Origin of the sequence: Cobetia sp. 4B, from assembly GCF_018831605.1 — a bacterium.
Classification (GTDB): Bacteria; Pseudomonadota; Gammaproteobacteria; order Pseudomonadales; family Halomonadaceae; genus Cobetia; species Cobetia amphilecti.
The window spans coordinates 3,551,502-3,570,752 of the sequence record NZ_CP059843.1 but is presented as its reverse complement, the minus strand read 5'-3'; the positions used below and the strand labels follow the sequence as shown (position 1 = coordinate 3,570,752).

The following is a 19,251-nucleotide window of genomic DNA, read 5'->3' as shown; positions in this document are numbered from 1 at the left end:
CAGGAGGTAGTGATGCATATCGGTCTGCTGCAATGCGATGACGTCAATCCGGCCCTCATCGAGCGGCACGGCAACTATCCCGCCATGTTCCAGGCCCTGCTCACTAGCAGCGACCCGGATATCCGGCTCAGCGTCTGGCGCTGCCTGGATGGCGAGTTTCCCGAGCAGCTGGATGCCTGCGATGGCTGGCTGATCAGCGGGTCAAGGCATGGCGTCAATGATGGGCTCGCCTGGATCACGACACTGTGTGAGTTCGTCCGGCGCGTGCATGCGGCAAAGCTGCCGCTGGTCGGTGTCTGCTTCGGCCATCAGGTGATCGCCAGGGCCTTGGGGGGCGAGGTGGAGAAACATGCACGCGGCTGGGGTGTCGGCCTGTCGTTCAATCGTGTCTGTGCGCAACGCCCCTGGATGCAACCGCCGCAAATGGGGCTGGATCTCATCGTCAGCCATCAGGATCAGGTCAGTGTCCTGCCTGCCGATGCCCGGGTGCTGGCGGACAGCGCCTTCTGCGCCTTCTATCTGATCGAGGTGGGCAGCTGCCTCGGCGTGCAGGGGCATCCCGAGTTCAGCCCCGCCTATTCACGTGACCTGATGAGGTTGCGTCGCGAACAGATCGGCGAACATCGCGTGCGCGAGGGCGAAGCCTCCCTGAGTGTCGCGCCAGACAGCGCCGTGGTGACGCAATGGATGCTGGCCTTCATTCGCCACTGGCGTTGAGGCCTGGCCAGCGCAGGGCGCTTTTTTCACGACCCGTCAGGACCCGGCAGCAGCCATCAGGCGTCGGCAGGGACTGTCAGCTAACAAGCGCCGGCAGGCATCGGTGACGACTCGTGCCCGGCTTGCGTGGAATCCACTGCCGATCGCACCCCGCGAAACGCTATACTGTCATGCATGTCACATGCGCTGTTTACCATGGCGGGTGCCATATCCCGGTCTGGTGACATGCCCCGGTCTTGCGACACTACACTGTTTCCCGTTTGGCACCATGGTGTTGAGTCGTGACCTGTAGAATTTCGCCATTCGGGGTATGCCAATCGCGCAGCCTGCCCGACATGCAACGTGCCGTTCGCCCCCTGACACCGGACACACGCAGCGTCAGTCTACTGACGCCATGTCGAGTCGTGCCGTCGCGCCGCTCTGTACCCCAGCTCTGTATCCCAATCCTGTCCCCCTGCTTCATGCTCCTGAGGAGAAGCCCCTTGGCCAACTTCACTCTGAACGGCAAGGCCGTCAGTCTCGAGGTCGATCCGCAAACCCCGCTGTTATGGGTGTTGCGTGAGCACCTGGGTCTGACCGGCACCAAGTTCGGTTGCGGCATCGCCCAGTGCGGCGCCTGTACCGTGCACCTGAACGGCACAGCGGCGCGTACCTGTGTCCTGCCGGTTCTGGCCGCCGAAGGTGGTGACATCGTCACCATCGAGGGGCTGGCCGAGAATGATGACCACCCGCTGCAGCAGGCCTGGGTCGAGGAGCAGGTGCCGCAGTGCGGTTACTGCCAGTCCGGCCAGATCATGCAGGCCGCCGACTTCCTCAAGAACACGCCCAATCCCACCGATGAGCAGGTCACCGCCGCCATGGCCGGCAACCTGTGTCGCTGCATGGCCTACGTGCGCATCCATCGCGCAGTGAAGCGTGCCGCCACCATCGCCAATGAGCGTGCCACCAGCCAGGTGAGCGGTCAGCAGACCGACGCCACGGCCGCGACTGCCGGCGTCGGTACCTTCGATCCGCGTGCCACGGCAGGCACCGTATCCCATTCTGCTGTCGAGGAGACGTCTCATGGCAAGGTTTGATGACAAGCTGGCCGCGCATCAGCGCGAGCTTGCTGCCGCGCACAAGACTTCCTCGAGCCGCGGCGGTATCACGCGGCGTGGCTTCCTGATCGGCAGTGTGGCGGGTTCCACCATGCTGGCCTTCGGCGTGTCCGGCGCGGCGCTGGCCGCCGGGTCAGACGGCAAGGGCTCGGCCAGCGAGACGCTGTCCGCCGGGGCCTTCGAGCCGACCATGTGGTACGCCATCGCCACTGATGGCACCGTCACCGTGCATATCACCAAGTCCGAGATGGGCCAGCACGTCGCCACCAGCCTCGCGCGTCTGGTGGTCGAGGAGCTTGAGGCTGACTGGGACAGCGTCAAGGTCGATTACGTCGACAGCGCCCCCAAGTGGGGCTACATGATCACCGGCGGCAGCTGGTCGGTTCACCAGAGCTACCAGCCGCTGTCACAGGCCGGCGCGGCGGGGCGTATCGCGCTGATCGAGGCGGGCGCTCAGCAGATGGGCGTGGCGGTTGAGAGCTGCAAGGCGCGCAAGGGTCGCGTCATCAGTGGCGATCAGTCGCTGAGCTATGGCGAGATCGTCGCGGCGGGGATGGAGCGCAGCTTCTCCGAGGAGGAGCTTGCGGCCATCGAGCTCAAGCCGGCCTCCGAGCGTCGCGTGCTGGGCACCAGGGGCAACGCGCTGGACGTGCCGCCCAAGACCAACGGTCAGGCCGTCTACGGCATCGACTACACCCTGCCGGCAGAGATCGAGGCTCGTGTCGGCAAGACATTGCATGCGCGTCCGGTGATGCCGCCGAGCCGCTTCGGCTGCAAGGTCACCGCCGTCGATGACAGCGAGGCCCGCAAGGTCATCGGTTATCGCCAGACCATCGAACTCAAGGACCCGTCCGGCATCTGCCAGGGCTGGCTTGCGGTCATCGCCGACAACTTCTCGGCGGCCATGCGCGCCACCGACCTGCTCAAGGTCGAGTGGAGCAAGGGCGACAGCTATCAGGTCGACGAGACGGCGATCCAGGCCGAGGGCCAGCGTCTGGTCAGCTCGCCGAGCCGCGACAATGGCTCGATGCTGGTGGATCAGGGCGACCCTGCACCGCTGCTCGAGACTGCCGCCACCACGGTGGAATCCACCTTCACCACCTCAAGCGTGCTGCACTTCACGCTGGAGCCGGCCAATGCGCTGGCCTATGAAGAGGATGGCCACTGGCACATCCACTGCGGCAACCAGCAGCAGTCCCTGCTGACCTCACTGGTCACCAAGGCGCTGGAGCTCGAGGAAGGCAAGGTCACCCATCACCAGCTGTATCTGGGCGGTGGTTTCGGGCGTCGTCTGCACGGTGACTACGCCGTGCCGGCAGCGCTGGCCTCCAAGGCCGTGGGGCGTCCGGTGAAGATGATCTTCACGCGCCCCGATGACAGCCGCTTCGATTGCGTGCGCTCGCCCTCGGTGCAGCGCCTGCGCTCCGGTCTCGATGCCGAGGGGCGTGTCGTGGCCTCCGAGCACGCCGCCGCCGCCGGCTGGCCGACGGCAGCCCTGATGCCGGCTTTCATGGCGGAAGCCATCGAAGGTGGCGGCAAGCTGGATTCCTTCTCCATCAGCGGCGCGGACCACTGGTACAACGTCGGCACCCAGCGTGTCTGGGCGCAGCAGAACAAGGTCGCCCACGAGGCCTTCGTGCCCGGCTACCTGCGCTCCGTCGCACCGGGCTGGACGCTGTGGGCGGTCGAACAGCATATCGATGAGCTGGCACTGGCGGCCGAGCAGGACCCGGCCAAATTCCGTCTCGCGCTGCTGGACGCCGAAGGCCGCAACGCCGGCAAGGCGCCGGTCAGCACCGGCGGCGCCGAGCGTCTGCGCAACGTGCTCAAGCGCGTGATGGAGAAGTCCGGCTGGAGCGAGCGCGACAGCCTGCCGGCAGACACCGGCATGGGCGTGGCGCTGAGCTTCGGCCAGGAACGCAGCATGCCGACCTGGGTGGCCTGCGTGGCACGGGTCAAGGTCGATCGCGCCACCGGCGAGGTCAAGCTCGAGAAGCTGACCAGTGTGGTGGATGCCGGTACCCTGGCGCATCCGGATGGCGCCATGGCGCAGCTGGAAGGCTCGCTCCTGTGGGGCGTCTCGATGGCGATGCACGAAGGCACCGAATACCGCGAGGGCGGCCCGGTGGCGCAGAATCTTGGCGCCTACCAGCCGCTGCGCATGCATCAGGTGCCGCAGATGGATCTCGAATTCGTCGACAGCATCGAGATGCCGGTCGGTCTCGGCGAGCCGGGCACCACGGTGGTCGCACCGGCGATCGCCAACGCCATTCAGCATGCGGTCGGCGTGCGCCTGCGTGGCCTGCCGATGCGTCCGGCGGCGCTCAAGGCCGCGCTCAGCGAGGCCTGATCCTCACCGGTGATTGACCCTGATACCCGCCACTCCGGCATGCCCGGGTGGCGGGTTTCGTGTCTTCAGACCGCGCGCAGGCTTCTGATATGAGAGATTATTGATGCAACACCTTGATCTTGAAGTGATCCATCAGGCGATCGACTGGCTGGCACCCGCAGATGGCGAGCCATCCGCGCGCCCGATCTGGCTGTGCACGGTGCTGGCCACCTTCGGCTCCTCACCGCGTGAGCCGGGTACCTGGCTGGTGGCGCGTGTCGATGGGCAGCATCGTGGTTCGCTGTCCGGCGGCTGTGTCGAGGAAGACTTTCTGGCGCGCCTGGCTGACGGGGAGTTCACCGCGCCCGCCCAGGTGATCCGCTATGGCGAGGGCGGCCATCAGGGCGCGGGAATCGCCTTGCCGTGTGGCGGCATTCTGGATGTACTGGTCGAGCGCTTCACGGCCTGTGACGCGGACATCGCGCATCTCGAGGCGCTGCGCGCGGCACTCGAGGGCCAGACGCCGCGTCTGCGGCACGTGATGCTGGAGGGAGATGGCGCGCGTACGCTTCAGCACGACAGCGGGCTGGGGGAGCGGGTCGAGCCGCTCGATGGCCACGCGGGCCAGGCGTGCGGCTATCAGCTGCGGGTCGGGCCGGTGGCGCGTCTGCTGCTGGCGGGGCTCTCGCCGGTGGCGGAAGCCTGCGCGGCCTTCGCCGTCAGCCTCGGCTTCGAGGTGATCATCTGCGAGCCGCGCGAGGAAGTGCTGGCCGACTGGGATTCCCGCAAGGCGCCGCTCGAGGGCGTCAGCCTGCGCCGCGAGCTGCCGTCACGCTTCATCGCCGCCGGCGGCTGTCATGCCGCCACCGCCGTGGTCGCGCTGACCCACGACCCGCGTATCGATGATCTGGCGATGATCGAGGCGGTACGCCAGCCCGCGTTCTATATCGGCGTGATGGGCTCGCATCGTACCTCAACGGCGCGCGCCGAGCGGCTGGCACGCAGCGGTGGTCTCAGCGAGGAGGAGATTGCGCGCATCGTGATGCCGATCGGGCTGAAGCTGGGCAGCAAGACACCGGCCGAGATCGCGCTGGCGGTGATGGCCGATATCGTGCGCATCCGGCGTGGCCGCGCTCGCGAGAGCCTGTGAAGCCACTCAGGAGACAGTCAGTGAGGCCGCCCATGAATGAGTCGATCATCTTGGTCATGGCCGCAGGGCAGAGTCGCCGCTTCGGCAGTGACAAGCGTCAGGCGCGTCTGGGAAATGGCCAGACACTGCTGTTGGCGACGCTGTCGCGGGTCATGTCCTGTGAGGTGGACTGGCGTCTGCTGCTGCGTGAGGACGATGACCCCGCCGCATTGCTGGGAGAGGCGTTCGCACGTGAGCATGCTGGGCGAATCTGGCGTGCGCCGCAGGCGGGCAATGGGCTCGGTGCCAGTCTCGGCGATGCCTTCCGTCAGCTGGAAGATGATGCTGGATTGGCGCATGTGCAGGTGGCGGCAGTGTGGCTGGCGGACATGGCGCAGATCACGGCACAGACCTTTCATGCCCTGCAGGCCCAGGCCCAGGCCGATGGCGTGCATATCGTGCGACCGAGGCTTGAAGGCGAGGGCGGCCCCGGGCATCCGGTGCTGTTCGGGCGGGCGCTGTGGGCAGAGCTTGCGACGCTTGAAGGCGGCGAGGGCGCGCGCGAGGTGATCGCGCGACATCGCGAGGCGCTGCGTCAGGTAGCAGTCGGTGATGCCGGTATCCATCACGACATCGACACGCCAGCGATGCTGAAGCTCAGAGGCTGAGACAGAAACTGAAACTGAAACTGAAACTGCAAGAAGTCACGTGCGCTGGAAACAGGCCCCTCCAGACAGCAAAAGGCCCCGTCACCTTGAAGTGACGGGGCCTTTTGCTGTCGGCGTATCGCGTTAGAGCGTGCGCATATCCAGCAGCTTGATGCTCTGGATGCGCGGCTCGCCCCAGCTCAGGTCGAGCACCCACTCGGCGTCGAAATGCGTGTGCAACACGCTGCCATCGCACATGGCGGCGCGGTGCTCACCGCCCATGCGCAGGGTGGCGCTGTCGAGGCTGTTGCGCTGCGCACGCACCCAACCGAGTGCATGGCCATTGACCAGCAGCTCGCTGCGACGCTGCTCCCAGTTGGCCAGGTACTCGCTGCCGGTCAGGGTTTCATCCAGCAGCTGGATGGAAGCCTCCTCGCCCAGCAGTTCCGCCAGTTCGATAGCAGGCGCCATGCGGTTGAGCATGGAGAACCAGCGGTGCGCGAAGTTTTCGAGTTCGGCCTCGAGGGCCAGATCATTGAAGGTATCGGCGTACATGGCACCTGCTCCCGAGTGGGTAAATATTGATGGGCATTATGCCGAGAGTCGTGAGCAGTAAACATGCCACGAACGGAATGGCAGTGTTGCCAACGGGGAGTCAATGCTTCAGCGGTTGCTGAAGCCGCGACGCCCCGTGGCGTTTGGCTGTTCTCGATCTCTCGGGAGAGTGGTCGTATCAGTGGATGGCTCAGTGGCCGTATCAATGGTCGTATCAATGAATGCGGCGGCCTGACTCGCCATTGCTGTCCGGCGTGTCAGTGTCCTGATGCGATTCACGTTTCTCGACCAGGCGGCGGATACCGACATAGAACAGCGGTGTCAGCAGCAGGCCGAACACGGTGACGCCGATCATGCCGGAGAACACCGCCACGCCCATCGCCTGACGCATCTCGCTGCCGGCACCGGTGGCCAGTACCAGCGGCACCACGCCCGCGGTGAAGGCCACCGACGTCATCAGGATGGGACGCAGACGCAGGCGACAGGCCGTCAGCACGGCGTCCAGACGACTCTGGCCAGCATGCTGCTGCTCACGAGCGAACTCGACCAGCAGGATCGCGTTCTTGCACGCCAGCGCCACCAGCACGATCAAGCCGATGCGCGTGAAGATGTTGTTGTCGCCTCCCGTCAGCCAGACACCAGCCAGCGCCGACAGCAGTGTCATCGGCACGATCAGGATGATCGCCAGCGGCAGCGACCAGCTCTCGTACTGGGCGGCCAGCACCAGGAACACCAGCAATACCACCAGCGGAAAGATGTAGATCATGGTGTTGCCGGCCAGTACCTGCTGGTAGGTCACCTCCGTCCACTCGTAGCCGATGCCCTGTGGCAGGTTGCCGGCCAGCACTTCCTCGATGGCGGCCTTGGCCTGATCACTGGAGACGCCCGGCGCCGGCGAGCCGTTGATATCGGCGCTGACGAAGGTGTTGTAGTGCATCACACGGTCCGGGCCGGTGGTCGGTGTCACCTTGACGAAGCTGCCCAGCGGAATCATGCGGCCGTTGTCGCTGCGCACCTTGAGGTTGCGGATGTCATCCGGGTCGAGACGCGCCGACTGCTCAGCCTGGGCACGCACCTGATAGGTACGCCCGAAGCGGTTGAAGTCATTGACGTACAGCGAGCCCATGTACACCTGCAGGGTCTCGAAGGCACGTTCCACCGGCACGCCCATGATCATCGCCTGCTCGCGATCCAGATCGATGTCGTACTGCGGCACCTGGATGCGGAAGCTGGAGTAGACACTGCTCAGACGCGGGTCAGCGTTGCCCTTGGCGGTGATGGTCTGCACGGCGGAGAACAGCTCATCGAAGCCCTTGTTGCCACGGTCCTGCAGCTGCAACTTGAAGCCCCCCGTAGTGCCCAGGCCCAGAATCGGTGGCGGCGGGAAGACGGCAACGAAGGCCTCGTCGATCCCCGCGAATTTCTGGTTCAGCTGAGCGGCGATCGCCTGACCGGAAAGCTCGGGCGACTGACGCTCATCGAAGTCCGCCAGGGTCGCGAACACGATGCCGGAGTTGGAGGCATTGACGAAGCCGTTCACGGAGAGCCCCGGGAAGGCCACGGTGTGCGCCACGCCCGGTGTGTCCAGCGCCAGTGCCTGCATCTCGTCGATGACCTCGGAGGTGCGGTCGAGGCTGGCGGCGTCCGGCAGCTGGGCCATCGCGACCAGGTACTGCTTGTCCTGCCCCGGGATGAAGCCGCCGGGCACGCTGTCGAACAGCTTGCCGGTGGCGCCGAGCAGTACGACATACAGCAGGCCGACGATGACACCGAAGCGCAGCAGCTTCTTGATCAGGCCGGTATAGCCGTTGGCCATCGCACTGAAGGCGCGGTTGAACGGCGCGAACAGCCAGCGCCCGAACAGGCCATCGATGACACGGGTCAGCCAGTCAGGCTTGGCACCGTGGGGCTTGAGCAGCAAGGCCGACAGCGCCGGTGACAGCGTCAGCGAGTTGAAGGCCGAGATCAGCGTCGAGATGGTGATGGTCAGCGCGAACTGCTTGTAGAACTGACCGCTCAATCCGCTGATGAAGGCCGTCGGCACGAATACCGCCGTCAGCACCAGCGCGATGGCGATGATCGGGCCGGTCACCTCACGCATGGCGATCTGGGTGGCCTCGATGGGCGAGTGGCCCAGCTCGATGTTGCGCTCGACATTCTCCACCACCACGATGGCGTCATCGACGACGATACCGATGGCGAGCACCAGCCCGAACAGCGACAGCGTATTGATCGACACGCCCATCAGCTGCATGACCGCAAACGTTCCGATCAGCGAGACCGGCACCGCGATCAGCGGAATGATCGAGGCCCGCCAGGTCTGCAGGAACAGGATCACCACGATCACGACCAGCAGGATGGCCTCGAACAGGGTGTCGATGACCGCCTCGATGGAGCCGCGCACGAAGACCGTCGGGTCGTAGACGATGTCGTAGCTGACGCCATCCGGGAAGGCCTCGGACATCTCGCTCATGCTCTCGCGCACGGAATCCGACAGCGCGATGGCATTCGAGCCGGGGCGCTGGAAGATCGGCATCGCCACGGCGTCCTTGCCATCCAGCTGCGCGCGCAGCGAATAGCTGTCGGCGCCCAGTTCGACACGTGCCACATCCTTCAGGCGTGTCAGACGGCCATCTTCATCGACACGGATGACGATGTTCTCGAATTCCTCGGCGCTCTCCAGGCGGCCCCGCACATTGAGCAGGCGCTGGAACTGGTTGTCGTCAGGCGAGGGCTGGGCACCGACGGAACCGGCGGCGACCTGCTGATTCTGGGCCCGCAGGGCACTGATGATGTCACCGGCAGACAGGCCCCGCGCCGCCACGGCGTCCGGGTCGAGCCACACGCGCATCGAGTACTCGCCGGCACCGAACAGCTGCACGTCGCCGACCCCCTCGAGGCGGGCGAGATTGTCCTTCAGGTTCAGGCGCGCGTAGTTGGACAGCCACAGCTGGTCATAGCGGCCATCCGGAGAGGTCAGGTGGACCACCATCGTCAGGTTGGGCGAGGCCTTCTCGGTGGTGATGCCGAGTTGCTGCACCTCCTGCGGCAGGCGCGGCGTGGCGCGGGCCACACGGTTCTGCACCTGCACCTGGGCCTTGTCCAGGTCAGTGCCCAGCGCGAAGGTCACCGTCAGGGTCAGGTTGCCGTCGGAGGTCGCCTGGGAGTCCATGTACAGCATGCTTTCGACGCCGGTGATTTCCTGCTCCAGCGGCGTGGCGACGGTGGCACCGATGACTTCGGGGTTGGCCCCCGGGTAGTTGGCGCGCACCACCACGGTGGGCGGCACGACTTCCGGATACTCGGAGATGGGCAGCTGGAACAGCGACAGCATCCCGGAGATGACGATCAGGATCGACAGCACCGCGGCGAAGACCGGGCGCTTGATGAAGAAGCTGGAGATATTCACGAACGGCCTCCGGCTGCCTGACGGTCAGCCTCGGCCAGTGTCGCGGCGTCCTGGTCGTTGTCCTGATCCAGCGGCTGGGCGGTCTGCTGCTGCAGGCGCGAGATACGTGCGGCGAGTGCCTTGAGGGCACCGTCATCGGGCATCTCGACCAGCTTGGGGCTGATCGGCATGCCCGGACCTGCCTTGGCAGGCCCCGCGGCCAGCACGCGGTCACCGGCGGCCAGGCCATCGGTGACGGCACGCAGCGGGCCGAAGCGCGGGCCGGTGGTGATGCCGCGGTAGGCGAGGGTGTTGTCCTTGGCGACCACCAGCACGAACTGACGGTCCAGATCGGTGCCGATGGCGCGTTCCGGAATCAGCACGGCATCACGGATTTCGGGTGAGGCGATACGCAGGCGCGCGAAGGCACCCGGACGCAGAGCGGGATCATCGGCATTGAAGGTGGTGCCGATCCGCAAGGTGCCGGTATCGATGTCGACACTGTTGTCGATGAAGTCGAGCTCACCGTGGAAGGGGAAGTCTTCCTGTCCGGCCAGCTGCAGTTCGACCGGCAGGTGGTCATCGGCGCTGACATGCGCGAAGTCCTGGTTCCAGGTCAGCTCGCTGATGTCGATATAGGCGTCCAGCTGGCGGGTCTCGACCAGCGTGGTCAGCACGCTCTGGCCAGCCTGCACGGTGTTGCCACGCGTGATGCGCGCATTGGACAGGCGGCCGTCGATCGGGGCGCGGATGGTGGCGTAGTCCAGATCCAGACGGGCACGCTCGAGCTGGGCGATGGCGCCCTTGAGCTGTGCATTCAAGCCGGTGGCGGTAGTGCTGCGCGAATCGGCTTCCTCGCGCGATATCAGGTGGCGCTTGACCAGACTGGCGGCGCGACCGGACTCGCTGCGGGCATTGGCCAGCTCAGCCTTGATGCGTGCGACATCCGCTTCCAGACGCTGAACCTCGGCCTTGAAGGGGCGTTGATCAAGACGCACCAGCGGCGTGCCGGCGCTTACCTGACTGCCTTCGGTGAACAGCACTTCTTCGACTTCGCCGCTCACGCGTGGGCGCAGTTGCACGCGCTGGGGAGATTCCAGACGTGTAGTGTAGGTGTGCCAAGCCGCGACCGGCTGCGACTGGGCGGCGACGACTTCCATCGTCGGGGGAGTCTGTTGCGCGTTGCCGTTTTCTTCACTGTTGCCCTCGCTGCAGGCACTGAGCGCCAGAAGGCCGCCAAGGGTCAGTAGCAGGGAAGAAGCGATACGAGAAAGGCGCGCCGGACGTAAGTTCAGTCTCGACATGGGAATTTTCCGTTTCAGGATAGTTGGCTCGGCATCCTAGAGAGCCGGCCTGCGACGGATAAGCCCCTTGGAGCACACCGCTTTGATTCTGAATATGCACCAATTGTGCAGATGGCGCGCTGGCTGACTGCTGCGCTTGAGCAAGGGTCAACGCAAAAGCCCCGCGGCGAATGCCAGCGGGGCTTGTTGTCGTACATGTCACTTGCGTCTGCTGCCGCTCAACTCACTGTGCAGGCATCTCGGCACAGGTATCACGGCATGGCTGGCATGCCGCTTGACGCGACCTTACTGCTTCTCGCCGAAGTACTTGGTGTGGATGGTGTCGTAGGTGCCATCGGCCTTCAGCTCGGCCAGGGCGCCGTTGATCTGCTCGGCCAGGTCCTTGTCACGCTTGCGCATGGCGATACCGAAGCCGTCGCCGAAGTACTTCTTGGGCTCGGTGACCACTTCACCCACGGCCTTGTAGTTGCCGTTGCCGCCGTCGATCAGGGTGGACTTGCCGACCGGGAAGTCGAGGAAGGCGATGTCGAGACGACCCGCTTCCATGTCCAGTACCAGGTCATCGGCGGTGGTGTAGCGCTTGACCTCGGCATTCTTGCCGTAGAGATCGGTGACGTAGTTGTCCTGCAGGGTGCCGCGCTGCACGCCGATGGCCTTGCCGGCCAGGGCTTGCTGGGAGGTGGCGCTCAGCTCGCTGTCGGACGGGGCGAACCAGGCGGACGGCGGGGTGATGTAGGTGTCGGAGAACAGCACCTTCTCGCGGCGCTCCTCATTGATGGTCATCGAGGACATGATGGCGTCGTACTTGCGCGCCATCAGGCCGGGAATGATGCCGTCCCACGCCTGGATGACCCACTCGCAGTCGCGGTTGATCTTCGCGCAGATGGCATTGCCCAGTTCGATGTCGAAACCGGTCAGCTCACCATCGGGCGTCTTGTATTCCATCGGCTCGTAGGGCACGTCGACGCCGATGCGCAGCGATTCGGCCGCCTGAGCGCCACCGGCCATCAATGCTGCACCCAGCAGGGAGATTCCCAGAAGCTTCTTCATGTCAGTCCCATCCATCATTGTTGTTGGTCATACTGGCTGATCAGTGGCATCAGACACTCCCTCCTGAACACCAGCCGTCTGAGCCGCGGACATAAGGGGGCGTGTCATGCCAGTGGCTCCACACTAGCCCAGACCGAGGCTGTGGTGAAGAGGGTCAATGGACAAATTCAAACGGTCGTTAAACGAGATGAATTCCTGCCGTTATATCAGGATATAAAAAAAGCGCCCTACAAAGGGCGCTTTTGACGTTCAGCTTAACGGTTTCAAGTGCGCCAGCAGGCGTTTCTCCAGTTGCCGGAATATGGCAATGATGGTGAAGGTCAGACACAGGTAGATGGCGGCGACGAACAGGAAGGCCTCGAAGGGCGCGTAGAAGCGTGCGTAGATGTCACGCGCGGCGCCGGTGAGGTCCAGAAGCGTCACCACGCTGCAGATGGCACTGGCATGCAGCATGAAGATGACTTCATTGCCGTAGGCCGGCAGCGCCCGGCGGAAGGCACTGGGCAGAATGATGCGACGCATCATCCTGGCGCGTGACATGCCGTAAGCGCGGGCGGCTTCCATCTCGCCCTTGGGAGTCGACTGGATGGCACCGTGGAAGATCTCGGTGGTGTAGGCCGCGGTATTGAGCACGAAGGCCAGCAGCGCCGGCACGAAGGGATCACGGAAGTAATCCCACAGCCAGGTCTCCTGAATGCTGGGCACATGCACGCTGGTCACGCCCAGCGAGATGTCGAAGCCGTCGAAGAACACCACGCCGTAGTAGATCAGATAGAGCTGGATCAGCAGCGGCGTGCCCCGGAAGACGTAGGTGTAGAGATAGACCGGCATCTTCACCCAGCGACGACGCGAGCCGCGCAGGATCGCCAGCGGTACGGCCAGTATCAGGCCGATGAGCAGCGCCAGACATACCAGCTGCACGGTGGTGACCAGCCCTTCCCAGTAGTGCCACAGGGTGGTCGCGGTGAAGATGTAGTTGTCGCTCAGCGCATCCTCGAGCATCTGGCCCAGCTGGGCGATGACGCCTGAGGAGCCTGCATCATTCAGTTGTTCCATGCGCTGGCCTCCCCGAATCCGGCGTTATAGCGCTTCTTGAGACGTGCCAGCCCCCATTCGGACACGGTGGCGATCAGCAGATAGCCCGCCGCGACCGGCAACAGGAAGGTGAAGGGCTCGTGGGTCGCCTTGGCGGCCTCACTGGCGACACGCACCATGTCGACCAGCCCGATCACCGACACCAGGGCGGTGGTCTTGAGCAGTACCATCCAGTTGTTGCCCAGCCCCGGCAGGGCGTGGCGCATCATCAGCGGGAAGCGAATGCGCTTGAAGACCTTCCAGTCGTTCATGCCATAGGCGCGCCCGGCCTCGATCTGCCCGGCATCCACCGCCATGAAGGCGCCACGGAAGGTCTCACCCATGTAGGCACCGAAGATGAAGCCGATGGTGACGACGCCGGCAGTGAACTCATCGACATTGACGAAGACGTCGATGTCGTAGCTGTCGTACAGCCAGTCGGTGACCATGTTGATGCCGATCTGGCCGCCGAAGAACAGCAGCAGCATCAGCACGATGTCGGGAACGCCGCGGATGATGGTGGTGTAGAGCGTCGCGAGCCAGCGCAGAGGCGTGGAGCGCGACATCTTGGCCGTCGCCGTCAATAGCCCCAGCGCGATGGCCAGCAGCTGGGCCAGCACGGCCAGCTGCACCGTGACCCAGGCACCTTCCAGCAGGCTGGGCCCGTAGCCTTGTAGGTCAATCATGGGAAATCTCCCGTGAAGCGCCGAATAACCCGTTCAGCGGCTTACTGGTGGTTGTCGGACGCAGTGGCGGCGCTGGCGAAGTACTTGTCGTTGAGACGCTTGAGCGTGCCATCGGCCTTGAGCGCTTCCAGGGCACCATCGATGGCTTTCTTGAGGTCGCGGTCGCGCTTCTTCATGGCGATGCCGAAGCCGTCGCCGAAGTACTTCTTCGGCTCGCTGATGGCGCTGCCGGTGTTGACGAAGTTGCCGTCGTTGGCGTTGACCAGGGTGTCCTGACCGACCGGCAGGTCCAGGAAGGCGACATCGACGCGGCCGCTGTCCATGTCCAGCACCAGATCATCGAGCTTGGTGTAGCGGCGCACTTCTGCCGTGCGGCCGTAGAGGTCGGTGACGTAGTGATCCTGCAGGTTGCCGCGCTGCACCCCGATCACCTTGCCCGCGAGCGCCTCGGCATCGAGGGTATCCGCGCCCGCCAGCGGGCTGTCCGCCTTGACGAACCAGCCGGACGGCGGCGTGAAGTAGGGCTCGGAGAACAGCACCTGACGCTCACGCTCCGGATTGATGGTCAGTGCCGACATGATGACGTCGTACTTGCGCGCCATCAGGCCCGGGATGATGCCGTCGAAGTCCTGCTCGGTCCATTCGCAATGGGTGGCGAGCTGGGCGCAGATGGCGTTGCCCAGTTCGATCTCGAAACCGGTCAGCTCACCGCTGGGCAGCTTGTAGCCGAAGGGCGCATAGGGCACGTCGATGCCCAGGCGCAGCGGGTCCGGCACATCGGCCGCCTGAGCGGCGCTGGTAGTGATGGCGAAGCTGGAGAGACCGAGGGTGAGACCCAGCAGGGCACGTGTCGCGAACTGTTTCATTACTTGTCATTCCTGAAGTCTTGAACACCTCGAGGCTTGCCGTTGGCATGGCGCTCGTGGTGCTGAATCATGTGCCGGTCACGGGATCACCGTGCCGGGATGTGCCACAGGCCGAGCGGTCGGCTCAGCGATGGGCCAAGGGCCATTCATCAGTACTGTTGATCAGGGCTGCTGATCAGGGCACTTTGTCAGTACTTGGGCGCCAGGAACTGCTTGAGGCGCTCCGACTGGGGGTTGCCCAGCACGTCTTCCGGCTTGCCGGCTTCCTCGACCAGTCCCTGATGCAGGTAGACCACCTGGCTCGAGACATCACGCGCGAAGCTCATCTCGTGGGTCACCACCACCATGGTGCGGCCTTCCTCGGCCAGGTCACGCATGACCTTGAGCACGTCACCGACCAGTTCCGGGTCGAGGGCCGAGGTCGGCTCGTCGAACAGCATCACCTCCGGCTCCATCGCCAGTGCGCGTGCGATGGCGCCGCGCTGCTGCTGGCCACCGGACATCTGCGCCGGATAGTAGTCGGCGCGCTCGAGCAGGCCGACGCGGTCCAGCAGACTGCGTGCGTGGGCGATGGCTTCCTTCTTCGGCTTGCCGAGCACATGGATCGGCGCCTCGATGACATTTTCCAGCAGCGTCATGTGCGACCACAGGTTGAAGCCCTGGAACACCATCGACAGGCGCGCGCGCATGCGCTCGACCTGACGCCAGTCCATCGGTTCACGGCCACGACGGCTTTCCTTGAAGCCGATCTGCTCGCCATGCACGAAGATGTCGCCACCGTCCGGCTGCTCCAGCAGGTTCATGCAGCGCAGAAAGGTGCTCTTGCCGGAACCGGACGCGCCGATCAGGGTGATGACATCGCCCTTGCGTGCTTGCAGTGACAAGCCCTTGAGCACCTGGTTGGTGCCGAAGGACTTGGTGATGTTGCGGACCTCGAGAGGCAGCGCGTCGCTGCTCGGGCTCTCGGCCACGGAAGATCTCATGGTCATGCAGTTACTCCAATCCGGACGTTGCCAGCCCTGGGGGCAATGACACGCCACGAGTCCGCCGCGGGGCGGTCGGGCTCGGGATACAGGTTCGTTGCCGACATGGCACGGCTGCCTGGCACTGCCTTTCACTGCCGCTCGCAGACTTGCACGACGCAGATGTGATGAGGCGGCAAGGCGTGGCACGGGAGGAGTGGCGGAGAATGCCGTCAGGGGCATGGCCAGTTCCTCACGATCAGTCCGATTGATCGTCGTTCTCGCTGCCAGTGACCGTCTACAACAGGCGAAAAATGCCTGTGCTTGCATGTCGTGGACGGGAAAGGGGGCCGATTCTACCAGCTCGACGCAGGGTTCACCGCTATCTGGCGTGGAGGAATGTTACGACTTTGGTGGAGCCTGCAGGGACGCATGCGGGTGCCGTCCGGCCGTGGGGGAGGAGTCTTCATGTTCAAGGTCGCCTGTTGTCGTTGTAGTAAGGCTTTCGTCAGTGCAATCGCGCCGGCATCTTGCTGCGCCCTGAGGGGGATGGGCGGGCAGAACGCCGGCGCTTGTGGCTCAGTGCCGGTTTGTTCAGTGTCTGGTGACTCAGTCTGTCGGTGTCGAGCTCTCGGCCAGCAGCAGGGCGGCGCGGGCGCCTATCTCCACCTTCGCGTTGGGGAAGACCACCCGCAGTGGCGTATCGCCGATGATGCAGGGGCCAGCTGCGGCGTCTTCGGCCACCACGCTGCCGGGGGCGAAGGCGGTGAAGTTGGCGACATCCTCGCTGAAGCACAGCGTGAAGTCGGCTGACTGACGCATCAGTTCCACTTCCACCGTGAAGTAGTCGATGGCCTCGGGGTCTGCTTCGGCGGGTGCCGTGCCGGTCGCCAGCGCCGCGAGCAGGGCTTTCATCGGTGCGAGTGCCGCCATGTCGTTGGCGCCGAAGGGGCGTACCTGGCCCAGTTCCAGCGTGAAGGCGTCGGCATCATGGTAGTGGCGCGAATAGTGCGAGAAAGTCCAGCTGTGCTGATGCTGGTGCAGCACGGCCTGAATGCCGGCGGCGCTCAATATCGGCCACTGCGATGCGCTGATGGCGTCGCCATCACTGAAGGGCACCACCGCGAAGCGCGGATAGAGGCTGTCGCGGATGGCGGTGTGCATGTCGTAGTGCAGACGGCGCGTGCCCTCGGCCAGCGGGAAACGGGCATAGAAGGTGTCCACGGCCGCCATCAGCTGACGTGCGCGTGCCGGCTCATCATCGGATGGACAGTCGTTGCCCGTGACGCTTGCCTCGGCGCGCTTGAACAGCCGATTGAGATTGGTGGTGATGAAACGCTTGCCAGTACGGATGGCGGGCAGGTTGCCCAGAATCAGCAACAGCGGCGCCCCGACGATCAGATGGCCGCTCTCCAGGCCCGCGATCAGTTCACCGAGCAGCTCGATGGGGGCGGTCTCGTTGCCGTGGATGCCGGCGGAGATCACGCACGGGCGCGCCTTGGGCCCCGTGACGTCGGGGGTGATCTCCAGCACGCCGGGCGCGACGATCTCATAGCGACCGCCGGGAATACGGCCCATGCCACGGGCGCTGGCGTGGCCTTCGAGTGTCAGGTCTAGCCAGTCGGCAATCACGAGGCAGTCGGCTCCTGGCGAACATTGGTGGATTCGAAGATCTTGTCGGCGCTGGCCGCCACGAAGCCCTGATACAGCTCGCCATCGGCATCGGGGTAGCGGCGCGCGAATTCGTAGTAGCAGGTGGAGATCTCATGCTCCTCGCCACCGGCGAAGGTGAAGGTCTGGCGGTCGGCGAGGGTGGAGGCCTGCTCCAGCAGCACTTCGGGCGAGCCCTTGATGCGCCCTCCGGCCGGGTTGATGCCAAGGCCCAGCGACTCGACGCGCGTCAGCACCTTGTCGAGGGTGTCGTGATGGCTGAGCGCGTTGACGCTGATGGTGAAGTGGTTGGCGCGCAGGCCGATGATCGACAGCCAGGCCGCATACTCGCTCTCTTCCATCAGGCGCTGATACTGCTCGAAGCTGGGCGCTTTCCACAGGCGGCCAGACCACAGCACGGAGGGCTGGGTGGCGGCATCCGGCGAGATCTGGCTGACCAGCCCATCGATGATCGCCTGGGCGCGCTCGGACAGCTCATGGCATTTCAGCTCGGAGAGGAAGACGCGCGGCATGTCGGGTGACGGCGGCAGATAGCCGAAGGCGCGCAGTTTCTTCTCGCGGAAATCATAGGGCGCGAAGCGGGTATAGCCCAGCGCCAGCAGGTGAGGTTCCAGCGCGCTCAGGGTGATCGGCCCGCGATCGAAGGTGCGGAAGGCGACGTGGTCGTTGACGATGGTCTCGCCGTCAGCGATGAAGGCATCCTGGATCTTTTGGGCCTGGGGCGTCATGGCGACGTAGTCATCCCACAGGGCGCTGAAGAACTGCTGGATATCCATGGCACGGGCTCCCTCTGAACTGAGTTGCCCAGTGCAGCGAGGCGTCACTGGCACTGGGCGACAGCATCAAACGATTGGCATCAGGGCAGCGCACTCGGCGAGGCGCTACCCCGGAAGATTGTCAGCTCACCATTGGCGAGCCACGCGCGCGTGACAAGATGCGAGGTCGGTTGGATGAAAGCGGCTGTCCGCACCATATAAACGTCACGCGCCGGCTTAGACCTTGGTGTCAGGCCTTGGGTCCTGGGACCGGGTTCGGTGTCAGCTATCGGTGTCAGCGTTCGGTGTCAGCGTTCAGTGTCATCAGGAGAGGGGCAGGCGTTGCCCTGTTCGACCTTGATCAGCGCGTCGGTCGCGAAGCCGAGCTCGGCGGCCTGCTCGACCAGCGCCTGGTAGGTGGCGTCATCCAGCTGCGGCTCACGCGCCAGTATCCACAGGTAGTCGCGATCGGCGCCGGCCACCAGCGACCACTGATAGTCGTCATCCAGCGCCAGCACGTTGTAGCCGCCATAGAAGGGGCCGAAGAAGCTGACCTTGAGGGCCGCCGTCTCGCTGCCCTGAGTGAAGTAGGCGCGACCTTCGGCCTGGCTCCATTGCCCTTGCTCGGCGTTGTAGCCGCGATTGATGACGCGCACGCCGCCGTCCTCGCGGGGCGAGTAATCGGCGCTGACGCAGCTCAGGCCCTCCTCGAAGCTGTTGGGCAGGCGGGCGATCTCGTGCCATTCACCGTAGTAACGTTCGAGCTCGAAGTCCTCGACGGGCTGGGTGCCGGACGGGACTCCGGCGCAGCCGCCGAGGAGACCGAGACCGATTAGAGAGAAGGCAAGGTTCGGCAGGCGTGTCATTGGCAGGCTCCATACGGCAGGACGCCCCGTTGATGAATCATGGGGCGTCCTGGTGTGATGCGGGTCATGAGAAAAAGGACGAAACGGCATCCTTGTCTCATTGGGGCGTCTGCCGCTGTCTCAAGAGGGAGGGTGACGCGGCGACATGCTCAAGA

At 64.6% G+C, this 19,251-nt stretch carries 15 protein-coding genes and 1 pseudogene; 5 read left to right on the top strand and 11 right to left on the bottom strand.

From position 1 onward, the window contains the following. The first annotated feature begins 12 nt into the window (after positions 1-12). The 5 genes and pseudogenes from H2O77_RS14710 to H2O77_RS14690 all read left to right on the top strand — a co-directional run bounded on the left by H2O77_RS14710 (position 13) and on the right by H2O77_RS14690 (position 5,940). On the top strand, positions 13-717 hold the full coding sequence (locus tag H2O77_RS14710) for a gamma-glutamyl-gamma-aminobutyrate hydrolase family protein (protein ID WP_215823428.1): 705 nt from the start codon (positions 13-15) through the stop codon (positions 715-717). Between the two features lie 461 nt (positions 718-1,178). Then, positions 1,179-1,646: pseudogene (locus tag H2O77_RS14705) on the top strand ((2Fe-2S)-binding protein); the annotation flags it as partial. Between the two features lie 133 nt (positions 1,647-1,779). Further along, complete coding sequence (locus tag H2O77_RS14700) at positions 1,780-4,164, top strand: molybdopterin cofactor-binding domain-containing protein (protein ID WP_215823426.1); 2,385 nt, start codon at positions 1,780-1,782, stop codon at positions 4,162-4,164. 103 nt (positions 4,165-4,267) lie between these two features. Then, complete coding sequence (locus tag H2O77_RS14695) at positions 4,268-5,293, top strand: XdhC family protein (RefSeq protein ID WP_215823425.1); 1,026 nt, start codon at positions 4,268-4,270, stop codon at positions 5,291-5,293. A 32-nt stretch (positions 5,294-5,325) separates the two neighbouring features. Next, positions 5,326-5,940 (top strand): nucleotidyltransferase family protein, encoded by a 615-nt coding sequence (locus H2O77_RS14690; RefSeq protein ID WP_215823424.1) that lies wholly within the window; start codon positions 5,326-5,328, stop codon positions 5,938-5,940. A 123-nt stretch (positions 5,941-6,063) separates the two neighbouring features. Here H2O77_RS14690 and H2O77_RS14685 read toward each other — a convergent pair whose 3' ends face one another. The 11 genes from H2O77_RS14685 to H2O77_RS14635 form a co-directional block, all read right to left on the bottom strand. Continuing rightward, on the bottom strand, positions 6,064-6,474 hold the full coding sequence (locus H2O77_RS14685; protein WP_215823423.1) for a hypothetical protein: 411 nt from the start codon (positions 6,472-6,474) through the stop codon (positions 6,064-6,066). Between the two features lie 214 nt (positions 6,475-6,688). Beyond that, positions 6,689-9,883 carry a multidrug efflux RND transporter permease subunit gene (locus tag H2O77_RS14680; RefSeq protein WP_215823422.1) on the bottom strand — a complete coding sequence of 1,065 codons (3,195 nt, stop codon included), beginning with the start codon at positions 9,881-9,883 and terminating at the stop codon, positions 6,689-6,691. Further along, entirely contained in the window at positions 9,880-11,166 is a 1,287-nt protein-coding gene (locus tag H2O77_RS14675) for an efflux RND transporter periplasmic adaptor subunit (protein ID WP_215823421.1), read from the bottom strand. The genes H2O77_RS14680 and H2O77_RS14675 overlap by 4 nt, the downstream gene beginning before the upstream one ends. 285 nt (positions 11,167-11,451) lie before the next feature. Further along, a complete protein-coding gene (locus tag H2O77_RS14670) occupies positions 11,452-12,216 on the bottom strand; it encodes a transporter substrate-binding domain-containing protein (RefSeq protein ID WP_215823420.1) in 765 nt (254 codons plus the stop codon). A 249-nt stretch (positions 12,217-12,465) separates the two neighbouring features. Then, positions 12,466-13,218, bottom strand: a complete 753-nt coding sequence (locus H2O77_RS14665) for an ABC transporter permease (protein WP_054555763.1) — start codon at positions 13,216-13,218, stop codon at positions 12,466-12,468. 41 nt (positions 13,219-13,259) lie between these two features. Next, a complete protein-coding gene (locus tag H2O77_RS14660) occupies positions 13,260-13,976 on the bottom strand; it encodes an ABC transporter permease (protein ID WP_043334396.1) in 717 nt (238 codons plus the stop codon). A 41-nt stretch (positions 13,977-14,017) separates the two neighbouring features. Next, positions 14,018-14,842, bottom strand: coding sequence for a transporter substrate-binding domain-containing protein (locus H2O77_RS14655; protein WP_215823419.1), 825 nt, complete (start codon positions 14,840-14,842; stop codon positions 14,018-14,020). 188 nt (positions 14,843-15,030) lie between these two features. Further along, positions 15,031-15,813, bottom strand: a complete 783-nt coding sequence (locus tag H2O77_RS14650; RefSeq protein WP_043334393.1) for an ATP-binding cassette domain-containing protein — start codon at positions 15,811-15,813, stop codon at positions 15,031-15,033. 600 nt (positions 15,814-16,413) lie between these two features. Continuing rightward, positions 16,414-17,436, bottom strand: coding sequence for a succinylglutamate desuccinylase (locus H2O77_RS14645; RefSeq protein ID WP_215823418.1), 1,023 nt, complete (start codon positions 17,434-17,436; stop codon positions 16,414-16,416). Then, positions 17,433-18,251 (bottom strand): DUF1338 domain-containing protein, encoded by an 819-nt coding sequence (locus tag H2O77_RS14640; RefSeq protein WP_043334387.1) that lies wholly within the window; start codon positions 18,249-18,251, stop codon positions 17,433-17,435. Before H2O77_RS14640 ends, H2O77_RS14645 begins: the two co-directional genes overlap by 4 nt. Positions 18,252-18,538: 287 nt before the next feature. Beyond that, positions 18,539-19,096, bottom strand: a complete 558-nt coding sequence (locus H2O77_RS14635) for a lipocalin family protein (protein WP_215823417.1) — start codon at positions 19,094-19,096, stop codon at positions 18,539-18,541. Between the last annotated feature and the right edge of the window lie 155 nt (positions 19,097-19,251).